The organism is Bifidobacterium erythrocebi (genome assembly GCF_012932675.1).
Taxonomy (GTDB): Bacteria; Actinomycetota; Actinomycetes; order Actinomycetales; family Bifidobacteriaceae; genus Bifidobacterium; species Bifidobacterium erythrocebi.
In genome coordinates this window covers 140,013-166,662 of record NZ_JAAIIF010000002.1, presented here as the reverse complement: position 1 = coordinate 166,662, position 26,650 = coordinate 140,013, and the positions used below count along the sequence as shown (strand labels likewise).

Sequence of the window (26,650 nt, the reverse complement as noted above, 5' to 3'; positions counted from 1 at the left end):
TTCAAGGCCCCTCGGCCACTCCCAACGGGAGCGGACGGCGGACTGGCAATCATTGACTTGCATAAAGTAGTACAGACACGCTCTTGAGTTCTCAAACCACCACCGCACCGGACCCGGAGGAACCAGATCCAAGGGGCGAACCCCCGTGCCGAGCAGCAAGAGAAAAACTTACACCAACCACGCCCCCAACGCAACCCCGCACACCCGAGACAACCCCGGAACCCTTGCGAACACACGCATCCACCGGCGTGTCGAAAACAAGACGAAACACCCGGAACGACACCCCGACGGACACAGAACAAACCGAAAACAGACGAAAACACGACCGAAACAACACCAGACACAACAGCCACGGGCGTGTCGCGAGCGAAGAAAAGCACAACCCTCGCCTGCGCGACCCCGCCGCATCAGCGTCGACCACATCGCACCGCATATGGAAAGAAGAAAAAACGCCCTATCTGACATCCACATATGAAGGAGCCATACGCGGCATCGCCGCATCAGGCTTGCACCCATTGCGCAATATTCCCCACTGCCGGCATCCACGTATGAGGGAGCCATACGTCAACGGCAGGGCAAAGCCTAGAATGGCCTCTAATGGATGTCGCCCCGCCAGCGGCAGGTGGCGTCTCCGTCCGCCGACGCCGGGCAGACATCATCCACACTCGCCACGCAAGGCGCGTGGCCGAGAAGAACGCACATACCGTAGCTTCCATGCCAACCATGGCAGCCATACCAAGCAGATTGCAATGACCAAGTCGACAACACACGAAGTTTCCCTTACTACCGGTTCCCAAACAACCGAACCCACAGCGCAAGGCACACGGCACAACGCCCTTGCCCGCATCGGAGCGACGGCACGATGGGCATTGGCCGTGGCGGCATGCCTGTGGCTCGCCTGGTGCACCGCAGTGGGCCCGCTGTACTGGAACGATTCCTCCATCGCGAACTTCGGCATCGTCAATGCACTGTTCGGCATACTCGCGTTCGCCATCTACTTCTTCATAGTGATGGCGCTGGTGCGCAAGGCACGACGCCAACCGGTATTCGGCTGGACCACCAATCGCACTACCGGCGTACGCACGCCAAGGAACCCGATTCCGCGATCTTGGCGAACCGCATGGGGCAAACGCCTTGCGGAGTTCCGTACATCGAAGACGGGTGCTGCGCTTCGACGATTCGGCACCTGCTGCGGCCGTTGGATCGTACGCTGCACCAATACCCGATGGAAGCTCGCGCTGGTGGTCGCGATCGGTCTGCTATGGGTGCCGACGACACTGTTGGCGGCCTTCGGCGCCGATCTGCGCAGCCAGGCCCGCGAATTCAGTTGGGCGTGGAACCAGTGGACGGGACTGAAGCAGCCATATATAGGATTCTTCTCCTTCGCGCCGATGGATATCTACCCGACCGCGCACTACCTGTGGCCGGACTCCCCCACCTATCTGACCGATCAGCACAATATTCTGCTCACGCTCTGGTATGGCTCCACACTGGCCATTTCCCGCTATCTGACCGGTTCCAACGACTGGGGCATCGTACTGCTTGCGGCGATCCAATGGCTGATCGCAATCGGCTGCATCGCCGCGACGCTGCATCGTTTTCTGAATCTGCCCTGGCTCAAGCGCAACGAATGCATCGACTTTGCCCACCCCGAGCGCGGCGGACGATTCGCCGCGACCCGCTTCAGCCATCCTGAACGCGGCATGCGCGCAATGCTGCCTCCGCAGGCGGCGCATGCAACGGCACGAGTCGTGGTGCTTCTCTTCTTCCTACTCTGCCCGCTGGCCGTGTTCTCCACGATCTCGCTGACCAAATCCCCCCTGTTCGCCTTCGCGTTCACCTGGGCATTCGGCATCTGGTACGAGATGTACGCCACGTCCGGCGATCGACATGCACCGGCACATGGCATGACGCTCCAGTCGAGATTCCGTCGACTGCCGCCACGGACGTTCCTCGCGTTCCTCGCCGCCAACATCATCATGCTTGCCAGCGCGAAATACGCGTGGTACATCCTGCTGTTCGAATTCGTGCTTGCGATGTTCGCCGACCGCAGACATTGGAGGGCGTATGTGTTCGCGCTGCTCGTGCCGACATTGCTCATCCACGGAGGCATTTCGATGGCGATCAACTCGGGACTGATCATCAGTGGCGATCCGATCGAAAGCCATGGCGTGCAGTTGCAGCAAATCGCGCGCATCGCGAAGAAAGCCCCCGAAACCATCCCGCAATCCGCGCGGAAGAAGCTTGCCCCAGTCTTCAATCTCGACCAGATGGCCGAAGCGTATTTCCAGCAGGACGCCGATCCGGTGAAATCGTCCGGAATCCAATCCAAGAAAGTCAGCTATCGTTGGCGTTCCGTCACACCGGAAAGCATGAAGCATTTCAACGAGGCATGGCTGGAAACCATACGCGCGAACCCGGTAGTGGCGATAGACGCGCTGATGGCGAAATGCTTCGGCTACTTCGACATCGCGGATCTGCCGTATGTTGCGATGGACTACTACGTGTACAACGACCATGTGGCGGTCAATACCACATGGATCAAGTACTACAACGCAAATTGGCGCGCGTGGGTGGCGAATACGACCAGACAAATCAACAGGACACCGGTTCTTGGCTGGCCGATGCACGGCAACTTCTACGTGATCCTGACACTGCTCATCGGCGCGGCCGAGGTGATCCTGCGACGCTGGCGCGCATTGGCCTGGCATCTGCCGTTGCTGCTGCTCATGGGCGTCATGATCACCGCACCGGCGAACAACTTCGAACGGCATATGCTGCCCATCGCCTTCTGCTTCATGTTCCTGTGCCTGACGTTCTGGCGTGACAGCCATGCGACCCGGCATACCGGTGGCCTTGCGACGAACACAAGCGCCCATTCCGACAGACCGACGGATTAGACTGACCTGATATGACCCAAGATTTCCTGGACATGCTCTTGGACAAGAGCGCTGCCGATGCCGACGGCAAGGATCCGCAACAGGCGGATGCCTCGACGGCCACCCGTCTGATTCGCGCGGTCGCCTTCGAATGCCTGCTTGACAATGTGGTTGACGAACGCGCGGCATCCGTGCTGCGAATCCTTGGTTTTGATGGGGACTTCACCTGTTGCGCCGTTGCAGGGCGACCTGCGGAATCCGAATATGGTGCCGCCGAGACCATTCGCCGGGCCGTAGCCGATATAGGCGGCATGGAGCCATTGATCGGCATGCAAGGGGAAACGTTGGTGGCATTGTTCCGTTTGCAGGATGCTGCGAGCCCCGATCTGACCTGCACCGCGGTCGCGGGCGCTTTCGTTCAAGGCGAGCCCTTGTGCCTCGGACCGGTGAGACGCGGCATCGCCGGTGCCGCCAGAACCATTCATGCGGCGCTGACCACGCTGCGCGCGGTGCCCGCGTTGCATGCGATCATCGAATCGACCCCCGCATCCCATGTCATCAGTCAGCCGCTGCTGCGAGCCGAGGACGCATTGCCCGAACGAGCGCTGCTTGGGGACGAGGATGCTCGGCGCGAGCTGATCGATGGCGTATATGCCAGCTTGCTGGGTCAAGGTGAGGACGATCCGACCATGCTTACGGTCTCCTCGTTCCTGGAGTCCGGCAGGTCCCTTGAAATCACCGCCCGCATGCTGAATGTGCATCCGAATACCGTGCGCTATCGATTGAAGCGTATGGCGGACACCACCGGATGGGACGCCACCGACCCGCGTGATGCGATGGTGCTGACCACAGCCATCGCCCTGGGCCGGATCGCACATGCCGAACGGCACTGAACGACGCTGAACAGCGCCAAGCTGCGACTGCGATTGAGACGGATTGCTACGACGAAGGCCTCCCGCACCGAAATGCGGGAGGCCTTCGTATTGGCTATTGAATCGTCAGCCATTACATGGCAATGCCATGCATGGGGTTAGATTCACAGAGCAGCCGGATCGACCGGGATGCCGGGGCCCATCGTGGAGGTGATGGTGGCCTTGGTCACGTAACGGCCCTTCACGGTGGACGGCTTGAGACGCTTGATCTCGTCGGCCACAGCGTGGAAGTTCTCGTCCAGTGCCTTCTCGTCGAAGGAGACCTTGCCCACGAGGAAGCTCAGGTTGCCGTTCTTGTCGACACGGAACTCGATCTTGCCGCCCTTGATGTCCTTGACGGCCTTGGCCACGTCCATGGTCACGGTACCGGTCTTCGGGTTCGGCATGAGGCCACGCGGACCGAGCACACGGCCCAGGCGGCCGACCTTGCCCATCATGTCCGGGGTGGCGACGACGGAATCGAAGTCGAGGAAGCCACCCTGCACCTTAGCGATGAGGTCATCGTCACCGACGATGTCGGCGCCGGCTTCCTGAGCGGCGGTGGCCTGCGGGCCACGGGCGAACACCAGAACCTTGACGGTCTTACCGGTGCCGTTCGGCAGGCTCACGGTGCCACGAACGAGCTGATCGGCCTTACGGGGATCAACGTTCAGACGCACCACGGCTTCAACGGCTTCGTCAAAGTTGCGGGTCGGCATGCTCTTGAGCAGCGCGATGGCCTGATCAGGGGTGTACAGGTTGTTGCGATCGACCTTTTCGGCCGCTTCACGATACTTCTTGGAATGCTTAGCCATCTGTCCTTCTCCTTATCAGTCGGTCACCGTGATGCCCATGGAACGGGCGGTGCCTTCGATGATCTTCATGCCGGCTTCGATGTCACGAGCGGACAGGTCAGCCATCTTGGTTTCAGCAATTTCGCGGACCTGGGCCTTGGTGACGGAACCGACCTTGTGGGTCAACGGGTTCTCGGTGCCCTTCTCGATGCCAGCGGCCTTCTTCAGCAGAGCTGCTGCCGGCGGGGTCTTCAGGATGAAGGTGAAGGAACGATCTTCGTAAACGGTGATCTCGACAGGGATGACCTGGCCCATCTTGTCCTGCGTCTGGGCATTGTATGCCTTGCAGAAGTCCATGATGTTCACGCCATGGGAACCCAGAGCCGGACCCAGCGGCGGGGCAGGATTGGCCTTGCCAGCCTGGATCTGCAGCTTGATCAGCGCGGATACTTTCTTTTCTTTAGCCATAGTTATGGTCTACTTTCTATAACGCGGTACATTCGGTCGCCGTTGCGCCGCCTCACCTTGCGGTTCGGCACTGCCACGGTCTCCTCCCGCAACTTATATCGCTGTGCTGTGCTAGCGGGTCTCCCCTCCAGACACAAGCTTTCCTATTATGCGTGTTGCCGAAGACAACGAATCCCGCTGCCTGTTGTGGCAACGGGATCATGGGATAACGGCCAGACAACGCTGAAAACACGAAACGCACGTGATGACAAGGCGCACCGAGGGAAGGCGTACGAAAGTACGTCGACCGAGGAGCAACGCAGCCAGCGCGTGCGTTTCGTGTTTTCAGGAGAGCTTTTCGACTTGGTTGAAGTCAAGCTCCACCGGCGTATCACGCCCGAAGATGGACACGAGCACGGTGAGCTTCTGGGTGGTGGGCTCGACGTCGGAGACGACGGCGGGCATGGTGGTGAAGGGGCCGTCGGTGACGGTGACCTGATCGCCGACAGCGTAGGAAACCTCAAGCTTGCGCTTCTTGGCGGCGGCGGGCTTATCGCCGGCCTTCTTGAGGGCTTCGGAGGCGATCATGGGGGCCATCATGGAGACGACTTCCTTGCGGCTGAGCGGTGCCGGATCCTTGGTGGGGCCGACGAAGCCGGTGACGCCTTCGGTCTCGCGGACGATGCGACGGGCTTCCTCATCGGGCCACATACGAATCAGGACATAGCCGGGGACGCGCACGCGAGTGAGGATCTTCTTGCCCTTTTCGGTGTGCTTTTCGACTTCTTCCATGGGGACTTCGACCTGGAAGATCTTGTCTTCGAGACCGAAGCTCTGGACGCGGGATTCGACGTTGGTCTTGACGCGCTTTTCGTACCCGGAATAGGTGTGGAGAACGTACCACTTGCCTTCAAGGGTGCGCAGGGACTTGGAGAATTCCTCGACTGCGGTCTGGCCGGCGTCAAGGGGTTCTTCCTCGGATTCGTTGGAGTCTTCGGTGCCGTCGGCGGAATCCTGAGATTCGGCCGATTCGGCATTCTCGGTGGCTTCGGTATCGACGGTCTCGTCGGCCTGCTCTGCCGGAGCGTCGGTTTCCTCTGTGGCTTCGACTGGCGCTTCCTGCGGTTCCTCCGCAGCAGCCGCCTCGACGTTGTCGTCAACGTCAGGCAACGCATCAACGTTTTCGAAATCTACTTCATCACTCATGCGTCAGTCACCTTTATGTTCGCGTTCGTAGTAATAACGATCAGCCAAACACAAGCAGAACAAGCTTGCCTAGGCCGTAATCCATGCCTGTAACCAAGGCCATCAGCAGTAGCACGAAAATAGCCACGGCCAGCGACCAGAAGAACAGCTCCTTGGCGGTTGGTGTCACCACCTTGCGAAGTTCGTCGATGATCTGCTTGATGAACAAACCGATGCGCATGAAAATGTTGGGCTTCATGACTTTCTCAGCCTTGTTTGCCTTAGCCATAATCATCCTCTTCGTTCAGGTGCCGTCAGGAAAACTTGGCAGGGAAGGCGGGACTCGAACCCACAACCTACGGTTTTGGAGACCGTTGCGCTACCAATTGCGCCACTTCCCTAGGTGAACCTCCGCCATGAAAACGCTCCCATTCAGAGAACGCTTCGCCTGACGAAAACCGCCAAGTCGATACCTTAGCAGGAGGTTGCGATTTAGACAAATCGAGCGCACATTATGTGGCGCCCGCGCGTGTCACGCCTCGACGTAGGCCTTCATGCGACGCATGCCCTCGGCCAGCTGATCGTCGGCGAGAGCATACGAGAAACGCAGATAGCCAGGGGCTCCGAAGGCCTCACCGGGCACTGCGGCGACATGGGCCTCGTCCAGCAGGGCCGCCGCGAATTCGCTGGAGGTGTTCGACACGGTACCGTTGGGGCCGAGCGGCTTGCCCAGCAGCGCGGTGATGTCGGCGAATGCGTAGAACGCGCCGGTCGGCGTCGGGCAGTTGACGCCCTTGATATCGTTCAGCGCGGAGACGATGGCCTTGCGGCGTGCGTCGAAGGCCTCACGCATCTCGTATACGGCGTCGAGTGAACCGGACACGGCCTGGATCGCGGCACGCTGGGCGATGTTGTTCACGTTGGAGGTCATATGGCCCTGCAGCTTGGAGGCGGCCTTGGCGACCTCCGGCGGGGCGATCATCCAGCCGACGCGCCAGCCGGGCATGGCATAGGTCTTGGCGACGCCGTTGAGCACGAGCAGCTGATCGCGCACTTCGGGAACGGCGGCACCGATATAGGTGGTCTTGGCGCCGTCGTAGTTGAGATGCTCGTAGATCTCGTCGGAAATGACCCAGACGTGATGCTCGATGGCCCATTCGGCAATGGCCTTGACGGTTTCCGGCTTCCACACGGCACCGGTCGGATTGTTCGGCGTGTTCACGATGATGGCCTTCGTGCGCTCGGTGCGAGCGGCCTCGATGGCTTCGATGGACGGCTCGAAACCACGGTCGGCACCGGCGAACACCTCGATGGGCACGCCACCGGCCAGCTTGACGGCTTCGGGGTAGCTGGTCCAGAACGGGCTCGGAATGATGACCTCGTCACCCTCGTCGAGCAGGATCTGGAAAGATTCGTAGACAGCCTGCTTGCCGCCGTTGGTCACGATGACCTGGCTCGGATCCACTTCGTATCCGGAGTCGCGCAGCGTCTTCTTGGCGATGGCCTCGCGCAATTCAGGCAGACCGGGGGTCGGAGTGTAACGGTAGTTCTTCGGGTCGCGCACCGCGGCGGCGGCGGCGTCCACGATCGGGGCGGGGGTTGCGAAATTCGGCTCGCCCGCACCGAAGCCAATCACATCGATTCCGGCGGCTTTCATAGCCTTTGCCTTGGAATCGACGGCGAGGGTGGCGCTTGGCGCCACATGGTTAATACGGTCGGAGAGTCTTTGCCAATCAGCCATAGTCATGATTGTCATGCTAGACCCTGCGGAAGAAAAAGGAAACGCCCGCAAACAACGGAATTCACTATATGAATGCGAACAGCGCGCGGGCGGTACGGCGATCAGACGAGAACGAGATTGTCGCGGTGCACCAGCGGATGGGCATATTCCTCGCCCAGGAACCGCTTGAGCTGCGTGGTGTTACGCCCCAGCATCTGCGGAATCTCCTCGGAATCGAATCCCGCGAGCCCCTTGGCCAGGTGGTTGCCGGCCTCATCATCGATCCATACGGCATCGCCCGCGGAGAACTCGCCACGCACCTCCACGACACCGGCCGCCAACAGACTCGCCTGCCCGCCACGCACCGCCTTCGCGGCACCGGCATCGGCCACCAGCGTGCCGAACGGATGCGCCGCGAAACCGATCCACAGACGGCGCGACGACCCGCGACCGTTGATCGGAGCGAACACCGTGCCGACGGGATCACCCATCATGGCCGGGCCGGCGTTCCGCGCACAGGTCAGCACGGACGGGATGCCGGACACGGCGGCCACACGCGCGGCCTCCATCTTGGTGACCATGCCTCCGGTACCGACGTTCGAGCCGCTGCCGCCAACCTCGACCTTGTTCAACGCGTCCTCGACGTTCGGCACATAGGCGATGCGCTTGGAATCCGGCTGCGACGGGGGCGCGGTATACAGCGCGTCCACGTCGGTGAGCAATACCAGCGCATCGGCGACCACGATGTTCGCGATCAGCGCGGACAGGCGGTCGTTGTCGCCGAAACGAATCTCGTTGGAGGCCAGGGAATCGTTCTCGTTGATGATCGGCACCGCGCCAAGGTCGAGCAGACGGTCCAACGTGCGGCGCACATTGCGGTACTGCTGCGGCTGCATGGTATCGGCCGCGGTAAGCAGGATCTGCCCTACCTTGAGACCGTAACGGGCGAACGCGGTCTCGTACTGGGCCATCAGCAGACCCTGGCCCACGGCCGCGCAGGCCTGCTGGTCGGCCACGTCGGCCGGACGGGCCGTGAACCCCAAGGGCCCGAAGCCGGCGGCGATGGCACCGGAAGACACCAGCACCACGCGACCGCCCATCAGACGCACATGCGCCAATGCGGCGACCAGCGCGTTCAACCGCTCGGGATCAAGATGCCCGGACGATTCGGTCAGCGAACTCGAACCGACCTTGACGACAATGGTCTGCGCCTCGGCGATAGCCCTACGTACTTCAGCCTGCGATGGAGTGGTCATGCGCCTATTCTTCCACGCCTTCGCCGCGCCCGAACAGGCTCGTCTCATCATGACGATCGTCATCCACGCTCGGATCGGCCCAGTGGCCAGCCTTGCGTTCCGCCATCATGGCCTCGCGCACGGCGGCCTTGGCATCCATCATCTCGTGGTATTCGCGACGACGTTCGGCATTGGTGCGACGACGGGCACGACCCTCGTCCTCATCAAGACGCAGATCCTTGCCACGGGCGCCCAGCTGCGTGCCGTCCAGCATCTCCGCGCCCGCGGCGATGGTCGGATCCCAATCGAAGGCGACGGCACGGTCGCCACGCCCGATACGGATCTCGTCACCGGCATGCGCGCCCTTGCGGCGCAGTTCGTCCTCCACGCCAAGCTTGGCGAGACGATCGGCCAGGTAGCCCACGGCCTCGTCATTGTCGAAATTGGTCTGCTGCACCCAGCGTTCCGGCTTACGGCCGGTGACCTCGAACCAGACATCGCCATTGCCGAGCTCCTTGCGCTCGATGGAGAAATCAAGCGCAGTGCCGCGCTCGTCGCTGCTACGACGGCGACGGTTCGCGCTCTCAAGCGGCTTGATCACCACGCGGGCGGCTTCCTCCTCGCTTTCGCGCTTGGCGACCTCGCCACGCATCTCGTCGACCATCTTGGCCAGGGCGAAGTTCAGCTCCTTCAAGCCCTCGTGCGATGCCGTGGAGATAATGAAGGTCTTCATGCCGCGCTTCTCGAACTCGGGACGCACGAATTCCGCGAGCTCCTTCGCCTCCGGCACATCGGCCTTGTTCAGGATGACGATGTGCGGACGCTCCGGAATCGGGATGGCACCCAACGGCAACTCCAGGGAATCCGCATATTCGGCGAGTTCCTTCTCAAGCGCCTCATAGTCGCTGATCGGATCACGGTTCGGTTCCAAGGTCGCGCAATCGATCACATGCGCGATGATCTCGGTGCGCTCGATGTGGCGCAGGAACTCCAGACCGAGTCCCTTGCCCTGCGAGGCGCCGGGAATCAGACCCGGCACATCGGCGATCGTATAGCGCGTATCGCCCGCGACCACCACACCCAGGTTCGGCACCAGCGTGGTGAAGGGATAGTCCGCGATCTTCGGCTTGGCGGAGCTCATCGCCGCGATAAGCGAGGACTTGCCTGCGGAGGGGAAACCCACCAGAGCCACGTCCGCGATGGACTTGAGCTCCAAAATCACGTCGCGTTCCTCGCCAAGCTCACCGAGCAGTGCGAAGCCCGGGGCGCGACGGGTACGGTTGGCCAATGCGATATTGCCCAGACCGCCTGCACCGCCTGCAGCGGCGACGAAACGGTCGCCTTCATGACGCAGGTCGGCAAGCTGTTCGCCCGGATGCTTGGGCTGGCCCTGCGGGCCTCGGGCGGTGAAGATCACCGTGCCGCACGGCACCGGAAGAATCAGGTCGTCGCCCTTGGACCCGTCTTTGTTATCACCCAGGCCCATGGTGCCGCCCGGTGCCACGCGATGCGGCATAAAACGGTAGTCCAGCAGGCTGGTCGCATTACGACTGGCCACGAAGATCACGGAGCCGCCGTCACCGCCATTGCCGCCATTCGGCCCGGCGAGGGGCTTGTACTTCTCGCGACGGATACCGGCGGAACCGTTGCCGCCGTCGCCGCCCTTGACATGGACGGTTACTCGATCCACAAAATCACTCATACGCACCACTGTAGCGGTAGCCGCAGAATCGTTGCCGTGTTTCAGCCGCGCGCACGTTGCCTTCTATACAGCAGTGCGGCCGCCATAGCGATACCAGCCGTCACAAGGACAACGCAGCCCACCGTTCTGCACCACAGGCCGGGGCCGCCGGTGGACGGCAAGGGTGCTCCGTAATTGGCCAGGACCAACCCGGAGGCGGGGCCCTTCGTGGAATCGGACCAATAAGGATCCGAGGCGTCGGCAGACTGCCCGCCCGCACCTTGCTGCATGCCGCCGCCTGCCGTCACCGTCATGAGGTCATGCCGCATGATCTTCGTTCCAGCGGTATCGGCCGTGGGTCTCGGCGCAACGATCTGCCACTGCACGTCCGGCAAGGCGAATCCTTCCGGCGCTTCGACTTCCGCCAAGCGATAGGTGCCCTCGGGCAGTCCGCCGAAGTTCACTTTGCCGTCCTTGCCACTGGTCAGCGTTCCGCCACGCTGCACCCAATCCGCGCCGGGGCGAACAGTATCGATCAGCCCCGATGCCGAAGCAGAACCGACACCTTTCCATTGGAACAACTTGAATTTCGCGCCGGGAAGCGGCTTGCGTTCCGTCGAGGATCCATCCACCTTGGCGAAAGTGAATTGCGCCTCATCGCCGAGAAGGCCGACCTTGGTGTAACCGATGTCCAGGTAGTGCCCACTCACGTCGGATGTATTGATGTTCTCGAAGGTCGCATGTACACCGTTGTAGGCGTGCGCGTCCTTGTCCACGTAGTTTTTGACCGCAGCGGTATCCGAGGGGGCTTTCATGTTCAGCACCACACTGAACGCGCTATCGGCAGGAAGCACGTAATCGCCGCCATCCGTCCTCTTGCCAAGATCGATGGCCACGGCGTGCGCCTTCGCATATTGCGATGAACAGTCGTTCGTCGCGCTTGGCGTGCACTCCGTCCATATGGAGGTATCCGTCAGATCGTGATTGCCGGTCGTGGCACCAGACAATTTCAGATCATCCACCGTGGAGTAATAGACCTTTGCCTGAACGTCCGAGGGGATGCGTGTAAGATCCACGCTTTGCAATGTGCCACGCCAACGCGGCGTACTGCCGTCGACCTGGATGTCCGTGGTGCTTGTGTCCGTCGACAGATAGTTCTCCAGCGAATCGTACAGCACGACATTCTTGGCTCTGGTATCGCTGTCGGTACCGTACCGAAGACGATACTGGTATTCGCCATCCGCTCGGACGGTCACCTGATTGTTCTTGCCGTTCGTCCAGAAGCTATACTGCCCGCCACGCACGGTTTTGGTCAGGCCCGACGAAGAGACCGAATCGACACTGACGTTGACGAAAGCGGCATCGTACAGAAAACGCTCTTGGCTGGAAATGCCGCCGCTGCCGTTCAGTCCCGTCATCCAGGCTTTTTCTTGATCCGAGAAGTCCGAGAACGGCATACCCGCGCTCGTCGAGTTCTGGGCACCATCGGCTATGGACGGGTTGCCGGTCTCATAAGAGACGACGTTATGCAGATCGAGGGTTCCACGGCCCATGTCCCAAATGTCGTCATAGTCGATGGCCGAATCGAATGCCAGGGTCATACCGGAACCGTCGGAATCGTAGTTCTTCGATCCCTCAGCCGTCACCTTGAGCATGTCTCTGCCGGAACCCTTCCAATTGGAAAAGAATTCGGCCGAGGCGACCTTCAGGGGTTTCCCGTTGGTTCCCGTCACCGTGATGCTGTCCATATCCGGATGGAGTCCGGCCGGCAGCAAATCCCAGAACGTGCCGTCGTTCTGAGGTCGGCCGTTGAGGTCGTCGACATACATCGTGAAGAAACGGTTCCTACCCGACGTGCATTGACCGTCCTTGACGGATGTCGCGCATTCGCCGATCTTCACGTTCCAGGAAACCTTCACCTGTCGGTTCGCGATGTCGTTGCTTGTGGTTCCGACGGTCTTCCGAATACCTGAAACAGGCTGGAATGGGGTCAGTTTCTGCTGGGCGGTGGCATGCAGCAACCAGGGAGAGGGAGGACCGTACTGATCCTCTGTGTCCGATTCCTTTTTCTGCGGGCCGAAGGGCAGGACGTTGAAGTGATCCTGCCATCCCGTAAACGACACGGTATCGTTGTCGCTATCCGGACCGAAATCCTGCGAAGACGCGCCAAGATCGCATGAGCCGTCACCTGTCGGAATGCAGAACCCGCGCAGATCATCCGAATAATCCGAACCATCCGCGGTCTCCCGCGCATTGCCGTCATCATCGAGCAGTTCATCCCCACGGTATACCTTCATCGTGTTGAAGTCGGTGAGATAGGCGGCGTCGCGCAGCTCATCCGTATCCTCCCCGGTGTCGTCGTCCACCGTATACAGCAGCTGTTTCACGTGCTCGGTCGGCTTCAATGTGACCTGCACGTGAAGATTCAGCTCGACGGCGCCGATATCCGTGCCGGTGCACACCACTTTCACGGCCGTTCCGCCGACCGTGGTCTCGTAACCGTTCTGCGCGATGTCCGAGGCTTTCCTGGTGTCGATTTTGTGCCAGTCGTTCCCCTTCTTCATCCAGATTTCGATCTGCTCGTCGGAACCTGGATCGCTGATCATATCCCAATCACCACTGGACGCCTTATAGCCGTACTTGTACAGCGTCAACCCGCTGCTGTATTCGTCACCTGCCTCGCTGCACCCTTTGATGAAGCAGCTTCCACGAGGAATGGATACCTTGCTGATGGAGTAGTCGCCCGGCTGCAGTTGGGCGAATCCACGCTTGGGGGCATCGCTTCCGTCGGAAGGATCGTCGCCGTCCTGCTCCATCTCGTTTGCCTTGGCATCGCCGAAGGCGAACATGTCGTCGATGAATTCATGCCGAACTGCGGTCTGGCCGTAATCATCCTGACTATCCGACGAATCGCCATCACTGGTGGTCAGATTGTAGGTGTTGGCGTAGTAATGATTGACGAAATCATCGCTGATGACGGGCTTCCCATTGGCAAGGGCAGTCAGTCCACCATTGATCTGGACATCATTCTCGTCGCTGTCATTGCCGTAGTCGTATCGACTCGACCAGTTGACGCCATCATCCTCATTCTGTGGATCCTCGACGCCTTTCTGCAGCCGATACATGGTCTGTGGAGGCGTGAACGGAGTCTTCGGCGCTTCAGAGTACGTTGCGGAATCGGTTTTGGTCTGAGGCTTATTGGTATCGGCCGGCGTCAATGTGACGGTAGCCTCGTCGGACAGCTTCGCTTCGTCACGATCGATGGTTTTCGGATATTCGGTGACGATGTAGTAGGTTCCCGGTTCAGCGGAATGCTTATCCGCATCCGACGGCAACGGCTGGCCTAGGTGCCCGCCCGAAGGAATCAGCATGCCAGGAGCGCTCGGATTACTGATGAAAACGGTCTGGAGAGGTTTGCCGCCCAACTGATCGGTGATCTTGTCGCTGATCGTCAGCGTCCCCGGCTGGTTGCCGCTTTTCTCCACCGTCACTTTCCATAAGGCATACACATATTGGTCGGCATCCGCGGGCTTGCCGCTGCTGGCGCCTTCCTCATACCAGCAGTCATTTGGGCATGTGCTGGGCCAAGTGTCGTAAATACCGCCCACATTGGCCTTCGTCACATTGTCCAAGGTGACCGACGTGTCCACCTGAGCGGTGATGTCATTGCTCTTCTTGGGGGGTGCCATCCGATGTGGTGACCGTCGAATGCGCCGTTGATGTGCCATTGGACGCATACGACTTGTCCTTCGAGACGTCCTTGTCCACAATATCGTTCGGCGAGGCGATGTACGAGACCGTCACATCCACGCTGCGGGCCTCAGTGATCGGCAGATGGTTGGTGACCACATATTCCGACGTCTTCGCATCAACCGTATAGCACCATGATGCCGTGTCCTTCGCCGTTGTACACTGCGGAAGGTCTATGGCCGACGAGCCTACGTTCTCGTTGCTCCGGCCTTTGAAGAGATACTGAGGAATACGCCATTCCAGCGTACCTGCAGGCATATCGACGCCTGCCGTCTCGGTACCGGTCTGCGCCGATATCTGCAGCGAATACTTCGCCTTTGCGGTGATCTTACTGCTGCTACCACCGGTATCGAAGGAAAGGGCGCGACCGGAATCGTCGACGCCACACTCGGTTGACGGCTCACAACTCACCCAAGAGGCGGATATCAACGGGACGCTGAAACTTCCCGTACCTCCCGTACCCTCGGCGAATACGGTAAGCGGCATCATCAACGACACCGCCGTCACCAACGCCGTCACCACAGCAGACAACCCCCTGCCGCAGTGCCGTTCAGTTCTATAAATACAACTTCCGCTATGCTTTGGCTTCCTCATCGTGTTTCCCCGACCTTACAGCACATCCCAACGTCCGCAACGACGCCGGACACAGTTGCATGTCAAGACAACACAATACTCCACCTCAACATGGCATCAATCGTTTGAACCACATTTTCCAATCACACGCAGCCAATCCCACGATATGAAAAATCCCGTCTCCGCATACAGCGGAAACGGGATTCTACTAAGCGTTATTCGCGTGCTCAGGCGGCGATGACGTCGACGACCTTGCGGTCACGACGGACGCCGAACTTCACGGAGCCGTCGGTGAGAGCGAACAGGGTGTGATCCTTGCCCATGCCGACGTTCTGGCCCGGGTGGAAGTTGGTGCCACGCTGACGGACGATGATGTTGCCGGCGACAACGGCTTCGCCACCGAACTTCTTCACGCCGAGGTACTGAGGCGATGAATCGCGACCGTTACGCGAGCTGGACGCGCCCTTCTTATGTGCCATGATTGGTTCCTTTCGACTCTGATTAAGCTACTGCCAAATCTCAGGCGATCGCCGTGATCTTGACGGCGGTCAGCGGCTGGCGGTGACCCTTGCGACGAGCAACGCCAGTCTTGTTCTTGTACTTCTGGATGTTGATCTTCGGACCCTTGGCCTCATCATCAACAACCTCAGCCTTGACGGAAACCTTGGCCAGATCGGCGGCAGCCAGAGTCACCTTGGCGCCATCGACTACGAGCGCGACCGGGAACTCCACGGTATCGCCCTTCTTGGCGTCGAGACGGTTAACAAGGATAACGTCACCGACCTCGACCTTTTCCTGATGGCCACCGGCCTTCACAATCGCGTACATAATCGTTCCTTTATTTTCTTGGGAAAGCTTCCTTGCCTGGCATCTCGGTAGCACCGAGCTCACGGCCAGACACCAGCAAACTAATCTACACTCCAACGTGGACTAACGCAAGTCGTGTCAAGTGCGACACGCGCAGACGCGCCAATCCCGCCGAACTATCGCTCCTCGTCCTGCTCCGCATTGTTCGCGGCCACCGCAGCTGCGGCGATCTGAGCCAGCTTGGCCTTCACTGCGGGCGAAGAACCCTGCGGCTCGGGCGCCGGGGTGGTGCCGTGACCGTGCTTGTTCGTCTTGACGAACGGATCGCCGCCACGCATGGCGTATGGATCGTCGTATTCGGCGCTGACGGTGGGCTTGTCGTGCAGGATGAAGCCACGGCCCTTGCAGGTCGGGCATTCCTCGGAGAACGCCTCGACCAGACCCTGGCCGATGCGCTTGCGGGTCATCTGCACCAGGCCCAGCGACGTGACCTCGGCGACCTGATGCTTGGTGCGGTCGCGGGCCAGGCACTCCACCAGACGGCGCAGCACCAGATCGCGATTCGCCGGCATCACCATGTCGACGTAATCGATCATCACCATGCCGCCGATATCGCGCAGACGCAGCTGGCGGGCGATCTCCTCGGACGCCTCCAGGTTGCAGCGCGTCACGGTCTCTTCCAGCGACTTGCCACGGCCGATGAAGCGACCGGTGTTCACGTCGATGGTGGTCATGGCCTCGGTACGGTCGATGACGATCGAGCCGCCGGACGGCAGATACACCTGACGTTCCATGCCCTTGCGCAGCTGGGAGTCGATCTGCCACTTGTCGAACACGTCCTTGCCCTCATGCTCGGCGGGATCCCACTTCTCCAGCTTGGACTTCAGGTCGGGGGCCATGGTGTCGAGATATTCCTCGATGCGGTCGTAGACCTTGTCGCCCTCCACGATGAGCTTGGTGAAGTCGTCGTTGAAGATGTCGCGCACCACGCGGATGGCCACATCGGGCTCGCCCTGCAGCAGCTTCGGACGCTTGCCATGCCAGAATTCCTCGCGCTTGGCATTGATGCGCTCCCACTGGCGCACGAGGCTTTCCAGATCCTTGACGATGGCGTCCTCGGAGGCACCCTCGGCGGCGGTGCGGATGATCACGCCCATATCCTTCGGCGCGACCTTCGACACGATGTTCTTCAGACGGCTGCGCTCACGTTCGCTCAGCTTGCGGCTCACACCGGTCATGCCGCCGGACGGCACCAGCACCAAGAAACGGCCGGCAAGCGTGACCTGCGAGGTCAGACGCGCGCCCTTGTGACCGATCGGATCCTTGGTGACCTGCACCAGCACCGGGTCTCCGCTCTTGAACGCCAGCTCGATGCGGCGCGGCTGGCCTTCGAGACGCGCGGCGTCCCAGTTCACCTCGCCGGCATACAGCACGCCGTTGCGCGCCTGACCGATGTCGACGAACGCGGCCTCCATGCTCGGAAGCACGTTCTGCACGCGGCCGAGGTAGATGTTACCGACCGTCTGCACCTCCTGGATGTCGGAGACGTAATGCTCGACGAGCACGTTGTCCTCCACCACGGAGATCTGGGTGTGCTTCTCCTTTTCACGCACCACCATGAAGCGTTCGACCTGCTCGCGGCGTGCGAGGAAGTCCTGTTCCATGATCTGCGACTGGCGGCTGCGTTCGCGGCGGTTGTCACGGCGGCGCTGCTTCTTCGCCTCAAGGCGCGTGGAGCCTTCCACGTCGGTGATCTCGTCGATGTACTGCTGCTTGCGGGAGCGGCGGGTCAGCGGCTGCTCGTCCTCGCCGTTCTGCTCGGACTTGTTGCGGCGACGGCGACGGCGACGGGTGACGGTCTCGCCTTCCTCGGCGTCATGGTCGCGTTCGGAACGGGATTCGTGCTCGTCGCGATCGTCGCGGGATTCGCTGCCCTCGCGTTCGGAACGGGACTCGTCGGAGTTCTGCTCGGACTTGTTGCGACGACGACGGCGACGGCGAGTGGAACGCGGCTCCTCGTCGGAGCCTTCCTCCTCGTCGATCGGACGATAGGTGATGTCGTCGAGCTCAAGGTCCTCCTCAATCTGCTCGACCTCGGCCGCGGCACGGCGCTCCTGCGCGTTCAGCCTGCGGCTGCGGCCGCGGCGGGACGACGATTCATGGTCATCGTCGGCGCTGCCACGGCTGCTACGTGCGCGATCGCTGCGATCATCCTCACGGCTGTCGTCACGATCGTCACGACCGCCACGGGTTTCGCGACGCTCATCGGCATCATGGTCGTTACGGGATTCACCGCGATTACGGCGGCGACGGCGAGTGGAACGCTCCTCGCGCTCGTCACGATCGTCACGATCGTCACGTGCATCGCGATCGCCACGCTCGTCGCCAGACGCGTTGCCGGCGGGAATCACGGGCTCCTGGAACAGGAGCGACGTCATCGGACGGGACGAACGGGTATGAACCGCATGCGGCGTGGACGAGAACAGCTCCTCGGCCACCTTGTTGGCACGTGCGTCCACATCGGCGTCGGATGCGGAGGACGAACGGCGGCGGGACCGCGGGGATTCCTCGTTCGAAGATGCTGCCTTGGAAGCGGCGGACGCTGCGGATTCGGTGTCGAGACGACGGCGACGGCGACGAACCGGCTGTTCCTCGGACGCCTCGGCATGCTCGGGCGCGGCGATCTTGGGCTCCTCGAACAGCGGGGCGGAATGATCCTCCACCTGAAGCTTGAGCGAAGCGCCGGCGGCACCGGTGTCGCGTACCACGCGACGGCCTCCACGGCGGCGACGGGCAGGGGTTACGGGCGATTCCTGGGTGTTCTGAGCATCGGTTTCTCCGAGCTCACCCTTGTTCACAATGGGCACAATGCTCCTTGCAGACGCGCTGCATCGCGTCGGCTCTCAGGCTCCGCAGTCTCTCACACCACGCTCTCACCGTGGCCGCGCATCAATTGCTACTAACGGGGCAATTCCAGTCAAAGTCTGTCTGCCCAGAGGCGGACACCGGCGCTTGCACGGGAATACGATCCAAGTGCAAGGGGATCAACGCCATCTGGCACGTAGGCGGTTTGCAGAACCACCACCCTCCAGTATGCCACAACTGGGGACTGGCCGTGTCGAAAATGGGCATATCAAATTGCATATGCATCGGCTTTACCGATGCATATGCAGATAAACGGGCGGATTGACACCGACTACGCCATACAGCGGCGAGCGCCAGCACCGCGTTCCGACTCAGTCCGACTCAGTCCTGCTTCAGCCAGTCCTCCAGCAGGTCGGCCATCAGCACCAGATCGGATTCCGGCAGCTGCTCGTCATGCTTATGCGCCAGCAGCGGGCTTCCCGCACCGAGATTGACCGCAGGAATCCCCAGAATCGAGAAACGGGCCACGTCGGTCCACCCCAGCTTGGCCAGCGGGTCGCGGCCGGTGCGCTCCTTGACCAGCTTGACCAGCGAGGCGGCCAGCGGCGAATCCAGACCGGGGCGTGCGGACGGCGACTCGTCCTTCATCTCGATGCCGAAGCCCTCGAACACGCCGCCCGTGGCCTTGTGCTCGCCGTTGCCCAGTTCGGCACCAGCATCCGCGCCCATCATCAACGCCTTCGCCTCGGGCAGCGTCTTATCCGGCGCGAAACGATAGTTCACGTGGATGCGGCACCAATCGGGGATCACGTTCGTGCCGTTGCCGCCGGAAATGAGCGTGGCGTTGAGCCCTTCCTGATAGTCCAGGCCGTCCACCGTGATGCACTTGTTCTCATACGCGTTCAGACGGTTCAGCACCTCGGCCGCATCATGGATGGCGTTATGGCCCATCCAGGCGCGGGCGGAATGCGCCGCCACGCCGTGCAGTACCACGTCGAATCGCATGGTGCCGTTGCAGCCGCCCTCGATGCCGCAATCGGTCGGCTCGCCGATGATCGCGAAATCGCCGGTGATCCAATCCGGATGCGCCTCGACCACCTTGCGCAGGCCGTTCTTCTCGGCGGCGACCTCCTCATGGTCGTAGAACACGTATGTCAGATCGACCTTGGGATCGGTGAGGGTTGCGGCCAGGTACAGCATCACCGCGTCGGAGCCCTTCATGTCGGTGGCACCGCGCCCCCAGATCACCCGCTCGCCCGGATGAGCCTTGGCGACATCCTCGCGGATCAGCGGGTCGCCGGGTTCCAGCCACTTCGGCGGGAAATTGTCGATGACCGGCACGGTATCGAGATGACCGGCGAGAATCACGCGATGCTCCCTGCCGAATGCGGTGCTGGCGACCAAGGTGTCGCCGTGGCGACGGACCGTCAGATGCGGCTGGTTGTTCAGGAACGCCTCGACGGCGTCGGCGAGCGCCCCTTCCTCATCGCTGACGGAGTAGATGTTCATGATCTGGTCCATCAGGGCGTTCAGTGCTTCCTGCTTGCCTGCGGCGGCATCGAATCCAATCTCGTATTCACTCATGCGTCCCATTATCCGACAACCGCACCGCACGCACCAAGCATGGACTTCGTTTTGAGATAAAACGACTGGCGGCACCCTCACCGTGCCACACTTGAGGGTTGATCGTCGAAAGATGTCGAAAGATCAAGAGAGGAACGTGATATGCCGGGTCTATTGAGTGCGATGGAAGGTTTCTGCGTCATCGGCATTGTGATCGCCACCGGTTATATCGCCGCGCGTATGCGCATCGGCGGCCCGACCGCGCAGATGGTGCTCAACAGGTTCAGCTTCTTCGTATCCAGCCCGTGCCTGATGTTCGCGATCCTCTCCAAGGAGAAGATCTTCGAGATCTTCCACTCCTCCATCATCGTCGCGTTCTTCTCGGCGGTGCTCGTGGGCGTGGTCTTCCTGATTCTCAACAAGCTGTTCTTCCATCTGAAGGCGGCCGACGCCACCATCGGCGCGCTGAACTCGCTGTACCTGAACTCCAACAACATCGGCCTGCCGATCGCCACGTACATTCTGGGCAATCCCGCACTCGTCGCGCCGATCCTGGTCATGCAGCAGGCGGTGTTCACGCCGATCGGCCTGACCGTGCTCGACGTGACCACCAAGGGCAAGGTGTCCGCCAAGGAGATCCTCAAGCAGCCGCTGCACCAGCCGCTGCTCATCGGCTCGCTGCTGGGCATCGCCGTCTCCGCCATCTCCGCGAAGGCCGGGCATTTCGTCGTGCCGAGCTGCATCTACGATCCGATCGACATGATCGGCGACTCCGCCGTGCCGATGATCCTGATGGCGTTCGGCATGTCGCTGCACGGCACCAAGCCGCTGCAGGACAAGTCGAACATCCCCGCGGTGTTCACCGTGGCCGCGCTGAAGAACATCGTGATGCCGATCATCGCATTCCTGCTGAGCTACTTCGTGATGGGCTTCCGCGGCGCCACGCTATACGCATGCGTGGTGCTCGCCGCGCTGCCGACCGGGCAGAACGTATACAACTACGCCGCCCGGTACAACGTGGGACTCTCGTTCGCGCGTGACGGCATCCTGTTCTCTACGCTATCCTCGCCGATTTTCATCGCGATCATCGCAGCGTTGCTCAGCTGAAAACAGCATCGCACGACGGAAAACGACATGGCCGGGATGGCGTGAACCATCTCGGCCATGTGCTTGGGAACCGTGTTGATGCCGGGTAGGCGTTACCGACGTCACCGATGTCACCGACGTCAGTCGTCGGCGCGGTACCCCACCATGTTCAGCGTGCGGGCCGCACGATTGGCGGTCCACGCGCCCACGGCGATCAGCACGTAGCACAACGCGATACCGGAGAACAGGCTGAACAACGTCACCGGATCGAACAGCGTCATCGCAACGATCGGAAACAACAGCAGCACCGAACCGCCTCCAGAAACCAGCACCACCGTATTGAGCGGCGTGAACACTTCTTTGAATCGCGCCTTGGACAGCGTCCGTTCATCGGTGCCCTCCAGACGCAGCATGCGGTATTCGGCGGCCTGATCATACACACTGCTGGCCTGCATCACACCGGAACTGACCGCGGCGAGCACGGCGGCGAACGTGAGCGTCAACAGGCCACCGGTGCCGATATCGCGCATGTACAGCATCGAAGGGTCAAGCGGATCGCCGCCACGGTCCTGCCCCACCAGTGTCCCGATCGACGTGATGACGGCGATGAACACAGCCAATCCCACACCGGACACGTTGCGCCACGCACGCTTCGGATTGTCAAGGATGCGGCGCATGGCGATCATAGTGGCTGCGTCCTTCGGCCTACGGGCACGCGCTTTGGCCCGTTTGGCAATCACCCACGTACCGACCACGTTCACCATCGTGAATCCGACGAAGAACGCGCCGAACACCAGCACGAACACCGCGTTTTCACCCAAACCGGCGAACATCGAGACGTTGTTCAGCAGCAGGTAAAGGCCCGCCATCACCACTAGGAAGATCAGTACACGCCATGTGGCTGGCAGAGGCTGCGCGGCGCGGCTCATCACACCCAATGGGGTGATGGCAACGCGGCGCAGGGTGATCAGCGACGATACCAGCGCGAGCACGGTGACTCCGGCGAGCACGCCCACGAGCACCGGCAGGCCAACCCACAATTCCTGGAACATGAAATGACGGTTCTGGAATTTCAGCAGCATGATCAACGGCATGACCGCACAATAACCGACAATGCCGATACCAGCGCCGAACAATGCCTGGATCGCAGCGTCGAGCGCGGTCAGTTTGACCACTTGAGCGGTGGTCGCGCCGGCCAGCCTGAGCGCGGACAATCGCGCATCCCTACGGGATGCGGCCAAACGGGCCGCGGAGCCCGCAAGCGAAACGAACGGAACGACGAGCATCAGGCAAGCGAACGCGGCCAATATTACATAGCCGTCCGAATAGGTGTCCATAACCGCCGCGGAACGTTCGGCGGTCCAACGCGTTCCCGGCGCGGCGACGAACATGCCTGCCTCGTTCCTGGCACGTTCCCACGCTTCATGGGTGCCGGGCGCACAGGAAGCGGAATTGATCAGACAACCGAGCGTATGATCGGCGGAGGCACGCCAGATGAAACCGTGCACGCCTCCCAGCACAGTCAGGAAAATCGTGGTGGCCGCCGCAAAGGCAATGACCGCGAGCGCCGATGTGCGTTCGCCTATGCCGCGAGCGCCTCGGCGGTGGAACAGTTTCCATAGGGTGAAGGTGTTCATTGTTCGCCTCCGAGCAGTCGCCCATCGCACATGGTGACCGTCCGGCTACAGAAGGCGGCCACGTTCGGATCGTGGGTGACGACAACCACGGCCGACCCGTTGGCCTGTGCGGCGTCCATGAGTATGCCCATGACTTCGCGCCCGGTGGCTTGGTCGAGTGCTCCGGTGGGTTCGTCGGCGAATACGACCGAAGGGTTCGTGGCGAGCGCACGGGCGATGGCCACACGCTGCATCTGGCCGCCGCTCATCTCGCCGGGGCGGTGCGAGGCGAGATGTTTGAGGCCGAGACGTTCCAGCCAAAGCATGGCGGTATCGGTGGCCTGCGAGTAGTCCGTTCCGCCGAGCATCAACGGCAGCGCGATGTTTTCGACTGCAGGCAGTTCGGGGAGCAGCTGCCCGGATTGGAAGACGAAGCCGAAGGCGTTGCGGCGCAGCATGGTGCGGTCCTGATCACAGATGCCGGTGAGCTCGTAGGCGCAATTGTTGCGCACATGGTAGGTAACCTGGCCGGACGTGGGCAGGTCGATGCCGGCAAGGATGTGCAGCAGCGTGGATTTGCCGGAGCCGGAAGGGCCCATGATGGCGACCGTTTCGCCGACGTTGAGACGAAAACTCACGTTGTTGAGCGCCGGTGCGGTGTTGGCGAGCGCACTCATCGGAGTCGCGCCGACACGGTTCGCGGTTCTGCGTCGCGCCGCATAGTCCATGATGAGGTTGGTTGCGGTGATGACCGGCCTGCCTACGGGAATGAGGGCATGCGCTGCCGTGCGGTCGCTCGCCGCGTAGGCGTTCGTTGTATAGGCATTCGGTGCGGCGACCGATGCGTTGACGTTCTGATTCCGTTTCATATGTCACACGCTATGCCCCCGAAGCCCTCCCCTCCATCGGACGTTGGGAGGATTCGACGCGCCTGACCTCATCCGAAGGAATGACCACAGGCCGTGCCCGCATACGGCGCCGGCGTGGGAACGGTAAGCGACGAGATGCCGCACGCTCAACGGTGATGTCAGCGACGCACGTCAGCGATAGGCTGCGGCGAGCGCGTTGAGACGTGCCGCAAAACGCGGCCAATCGGTACGCATGGCGGTGAGCAGCTTCAATCCGCCGACCTGTTCGATCGGCACCCATGCGATCTCCATGCTTTCATCGTCGTTCGCCTTCGGCTCGACCGTGTGCCCGGGCTTTTCGAACGCGAACACGGTGGTGTACGCCCACGGACCGTGATCCTCGCAATAGGAGCCGACCACGTCGATGTCTTCCGGCGTGATGTTCGCCTCCTCATAGCTTTCACGCAACGCGCCTTCGATCGGGGTCTCCCCCTGGGCGGTCGCGCCTCCTGGAATGCCCCATGTGCCGCCTTCAGCCGACCAGACGGCACGATGCTGCATCACCACATGCGTGACATTGCCGGTCCGCTCGTCGCGGCGGGCCAGCAGCACACCGGAAGCGCCGTTCACACCCCAATGCTTGCGCCCGCAATCACAATCAATCCAGCCATCGCCTGGCTGGTGCACGTTCTCCTTGGGCGGTTCGATGCCCGCATGCCCGGCGCCTTCGGCCTTGCTTTCCGTAGGCGCAAGCTCGGAGCGCACATTCCACAAATCAGGCCATGCGATGCCCAGCCGTTCCGTAAGACGGCGCACCAACGGCAGACTCAAGCCGATAATGCCGCTCGGATCGCCTTCGATACCGTCGATGAAGGCCCCACCGAAGCCTTCCAGCGTGAACGACCCCGCAACTTCCAGCGGCTCGCCGGTGGCGATGTAACGTTCGATGTCATCACCGCTGAATTCCGAGAAATGCACGACAGCATGGCTGGCGTCGCGCACCACGCGGCCGGTGGCGAAGTCGACAAGGCAATGGCCTGTCCACAGTTCGCCAGTAGCGCCGCTCATATGCTTCAGCCGTTCGCGGGCGGCTTCGACGCTATGCGGCTTGCCGTAGCATTCGCCATCCATAAGGAACATGGAATCGCAGCCGAGAATCAGCGGCCCGACACTGCTGTGCACCAGGCCGGGGCGGCTAGCGGTGAACACGTTGATGGGCTGGGTCTCGGTGGGGATGCTCACGCCGGAGAAGTCACGGGTGGTAGCGATATGCGCGGTGGAATAGTCGATCGGCTTGCCGGGCTCCGTTTCATTGCGCGCGGCTTCGGCATCGGCCTGCGACTGGCCGGCAGCCTTCAGCGGGTAGCCGACGACGCACTCGCCGCTCGCCGCATCGGCCGTGGCCGCGACATTGCGGTACGCCTGATATACGGCCTGGGCCTTGGCCTCGGCCAGAATGGCCACGCGTTCGCCGATGGACAGCTCGCCGACGTCGATGCCGTCCTTCGCTGCGGCGGCCGCCAATGCGGCCAGCTCGTCCACATGTGAGACGCGGATCGTGGGGCACACGCCAGCCGCGTTCAGCACGTTGCGGCGCGGCATGGATTTGGATGCCAGAATCAGCGGAATGGCCATGATGTCGAACTCCTCTACCGTCGTATTCACGGAAACCTTGTGAGCCACAGCATAGCGCACCATGGCGCACACGAACCGGCATAACCCACATGCCACGCACCCCTGCGCCTTATGTTGCCACCCCGACGCCTCGGGCTAAGGGGAAACGAAACGGGGTCTTCCGCCGGTGCAGGCGGAAGACCCCGTGAACAGGAAGAGCGAATCGCCAATCAGCCATGGTTATCTATTCAGCATATGTTGCGTAGAGAAGGCTATCTAAAAAATCACTCAGGAATGCTTTCGGAATACATTTTCTCAGCAATGTCATGGTCTATCTGGACGTTATCACCAACGACATCATCCATGATAAGAGGGAAGACCTCGTAAAGATCTTTAAGCGCATTTTCTCGCTTAAAGACCATGTCATACGCTGTAGCTCCGTCACAGCAGCGGATGTGCTCTTTCACAGGCCTACCCGACACCTTCCAAGGCTGGTCATAACGTTCGGATGTCTTAGGAACGATCTGAAAGATGTATGCCACTGCTCCATGAGTTTTCGCAGCGAGATCTAGTGTATCCCATACTTCCTTTTCATCAGAGGCTTTAATCGTATTAAAGCGGTTCTTGACTTCCGCAACCAATGGCTTCCCAAAACGAGGCTCAATAACCCCCGGTTCCATTTTGAGATCGATGCCACCGCCATTTGAACCAAGATCTACCCAGCCAGGGGCAAGACTCAAAACATGCTGATGCCATAAGCCAACACTATTAGACAAAGTCTTGTTTATTTTCCTCTCAACCTCAAAATGAAGCACATTCTCCAAACTACTCCCGGCAATAATTGCCTGAGCCATTAAGGTAAAAGGATCTGGTGGATTCTTTTTCTCACTCTTCCTCTTAAGCGCTGATCCAAAGACATGCTTTGTCTTTTCATACAATGCTTCTTGATCAATCCAATCTAAGCCATAATCATGTTCCATTGTCGTTCCAATCCTTCTGCCCGTTTGAAAGACTGGACAACAGTCTAGCAATATACGACTCCCATCGATAAACGGAAACCACCGAGTTTCATGATA

20 protein-coding genes and 1 tRNA gene are annotated in these 26,650 nt (G+C 60.8%); 3 read left to right on the top strand and 18 right to left on the bottom strand.

Annotation, left to right across the window (positions count from 1 at the left end):
• The first annotated feature begins 749 nt into the window (after positions 1 to 749).
• Positions 750 to 2,900: a DUF6020 family protein gene (locus G1C98_RS00695; protein WP_240944862.1), complete on the top strand. Its 2,151-nt coding sequence runs from the start codon at positions 750 to 752 to the stop codon at positions 2,898 to 2,900.
• An 11-nt stretch (positions 2,901 to 2,911) separates the two neighbouring features.
• The gene (locus G1C98_RS00690) at positions 2,912 to 3,772 is read left to right on the top strand and encodes a PucR family transcriptional regulator (RefSeq protein WP_169078283.1); all 861 of its coding nucleotides are present in this window, start codon (positions 2,912 to 2,914) and stop codon (positions 3,770 to 3,772) included.
• Positions 3,773 to 3,915: 143 nt separating this feature from the next.
• Here G1C98_RS00690 and rplA read toward each other — a convergent pair whose 3' ends face one another.
• The 14 genes from rplA to dapE form a co-directional block, all read right to left on the bottom strand.
• Positions 3,916 to 4,605 carry a 50S ribosomal protein L1 gene (gene rplA, locus G1C98_RS00685; protein ID WP_003825552.1) on the bottom strand — a complete coding sequence of 230 codons (690 nt, stop codon included), beginning with the start codon at positions 4,603 to 4,605 and terminating at the stop codon, positions 3,916 to 3,918.
• A 15-nt stretch (positions 4,606 to 4,620) separates the two neighbouring features.
• On the bottom strand, positions 4,621 to 5,052 hold the full coding sequence (gene rplK, locus G1C98_RS00680; RefSeq protein ID WP_033523471.1) for a 50S ribosomal protein L11: 432 nt from the start codon (positions 5,050 to 5,052) through the stop codon (positions 4,621 to 4,623).
• Between the two features lie 324 nt (positions 5,053 to 5,376).
• Positions 5,377 to 6,237 carry a transcription termination/antitermination protein NusG gene (gene nusG / locus G1C98_RS00675; RefSeq protein WP_169078282.1) on the bottom strand — a complete coding sequence of 287 codons (861 nt, stop codon included), beginning with the start codon at positions 6,235 to 6,237 and terminating at the stop codon, positions 5,377 to 5,379.
• 40 nt (positions 6,238 to 6,277) lie between these two features.
• The gene (gene secE / locus G1C98_RS00670) at positions 6,278 to 6,505 is read right to left on the bottom strand and encodes a preprotein translocase subunit SecE (RefSeq protein ID WP_033509128.1); all 228 of its coding nucleotides are present in this window, start codon (positions 6,503 to 6,505) and stop codon (positions 6,278 to 6,280) included.
• Positions 6,506 to 6,541: 36 nt separating this feature from the next.
• Positions 6,542 to 6,617, bottom strand: a tRNA-Trp gene (locus G1C98_RS00665).
• A 131-nt stretch (positions 6,618 to 6,748) separates the two neighbouring features.
• Positions 6,749 to 7,972, bottom strand: coding sequence for a pyridoxal phosphate-dependent aminotransferase (locus G1C98_RS00660; RefSeq protein WP_169078280.1), 1,224 nt, complete (start codon positions 7,970 to 7,972; stop codon positions 6,749 to 6,751).
• An 86-nt stretch (positions 7,973 to 8,058) separates the two neighbouring features.
• Positions 8,059 to 9,192: a glutamate 5-kinase gene (gene proB, locus G1C98_RS00655; protein WP_169078278.1), complete on the bottom strand. Its 1,134-nt coding sequence runs from the start codon at positions 9,190 to 9,192 to the stop codon at positions 8,059 to 8,061.
• Positions 9,193 to 9,196: 4 nt separating this feature from the next.
• Entirely contained in the window at positions 9,197 to 10,873 is a 1,677-nt protein-coding gene (gene obgE / locus G1C98_RS00650) for a GTPase ObgE (RefSeq protein WP_169078276.1), read from the bottom strand.
• 41 nt (positions 10,874 to 10,914) lie between these two features.
• Complete coding sequence (locus G1C98_RS00645) at positions 10,915 to 14,541, bottom strand: prealbumin-like fold domain-containing protein (RefSeq protein ID WP_169078274.1); 3,627 nt, start codon at positions 14,539 to 14,541, stop codon at positions 10,915 to 10,917.
• Positions 14,516 to 15,121 (bottom strand): hypothetical protein, encoded by a 606-nt coding sequence (locus G1C98_RS00640; RefSeq protein WP_169078272.1) that lies wholly within the window; start codon positions 15,119 to 15,121, stop codon positions 14,516 to 14,518. The genes G1C98_RS00645 and G1C98_RS00640 overlap by 26 nt, the downstream gene beginning before the upstream one ends.
• A gap of 281 nt (positions 15,122 to 15,402) precedes the next feature.
• Positions 15,403 to 15,654 carry a 50S ribosomal protein L27 gene (gene rpmA / locus G1C98_RS00635; protein ID WP_033523466.1) on the bottom strand — a complete coding sequence of 84 codons (252 nt, stop codon included), beginning with the start codon at positions 15,652 to 15,654 and terminating at the stop codon, positions 15,403 to 15,405.
• A gap of 40 nt (positions 15,655 to 15,694) precedes the next feature.
• Positions 15,695 to 16,003, bottom strand: coding sequence for a 50S ribosomal protein L21 (gene rplU / locus G1C98_RS00630; protein ID WP_003825540.1), 309 nt, complete (start codon positions 16,001 to 16,003; stop codon positions 15,695 to 15,697).
• A gap of 155 nt (positions 16,004 to 16,158) precedes the next feature.
• Positions 16,159 to 18,840, bottom strand: a complete 2,682-nt coding sequence (locus G1C98_RS00625; protein WP_335341271.1) for an Rne/Rng family ribonuclease — start codon at positions 18,838 to 18,840, stop codon at positions 16,159 to 16,161.
• Positions 18,841 to 19,228: 388 nt separating this feature from the next.
• Entirely contained in the window at positions 19,229 to 20,431 is a 1,203-nt protein-coding gene (dapE, locus tag G1C98_RS00620) for a succinyl-diaminopimelate desuccinylase (protein WP_169078270.1), read from the bottom strand.
• A 141-nt stretch (positions 20,432 to 20,572) separates the two neighbouring features.
• Here dapE and G1C98_RS00615 point away from each other — a divergent pair, with 141 nt between their 5' ends.
• Positions 20,573 to 21,517 carry an AEC family transporter gene (locus G1C98_RS00615; protein WP_169078268.1) on the top strand — a complete coding sequence of 315 codons (945 nt, stop codon included), beginning with the start codon at positions 20,573 to 20,575 and terminating at the stop codon, positions 21,515 to 21,517.
• Positions 21,518 to 21,636: 119 nt separating this feature from the next.
• Here the strand turns inward: G1C98_RS00615 and G1C98_RS00610 are convergent, their stop codons facing one another.
• From G1C98_RS00610 to G1C98_RS00595, 4 genes are all read right to left on the bottom strand, one after another.
• Positions 21,637 to 23,133 carry an FtsX-like permease family protein gene (locus tag G1C98_RS00610; RefSeq protein ID WP_169078266.1) on the bottom strand — a complete coding sequence of 499 codons (1,497 nt, stop codon included), beginning with the start codon at positions 23,131 to 23,133 and terminating at the stop codon, positions 21,637 to 21,639.
• Positions 23,130 to 23,981 carry an ABC transporter ATP-binding protein gene (locus tag G1C98_RS00605; protein WP_169078264.1) on the bottom strand — a complete coding sequence of 284 codons (852 nt, stop codon included), beginning with the start codon at positions 23,979 to 23,981 and terminating at the stop codon, positions 23,130 to 23,132. The genes G1C98_RS00610 and G1C98_RS00605 overlap by 4 nt, the downstream gene beginning before the upstream one ends.
• A gap of 171 nt (positions 23,982 to 24,152) precedes the next feature.
• A complete protein-coding gene (locus G1C98_RS00600) occupies positions 24,153 to 25,595 on the bottom strand; it encodes a Maf family protein (protein ID WP_169078299.1) in 1,443 nt (480 codons plus the stop codon).
• 263 nt (positions 25,596 to 25,858) lie between these two features.
• Positions 25,859 to 26,554: an Eco47II family restriction endonuclease gene (locus G1C98_RS00595; protein ID WP_169078262.1), complete on the bottom strand. Its 696-nt coding sequence runs from the start codon at positions 26,552 to 26,554 to the stop codon at positions 25,859 to 25,861.
• Positions 26,555 to 26,650 lie beyond the last annotated feature (96 nt).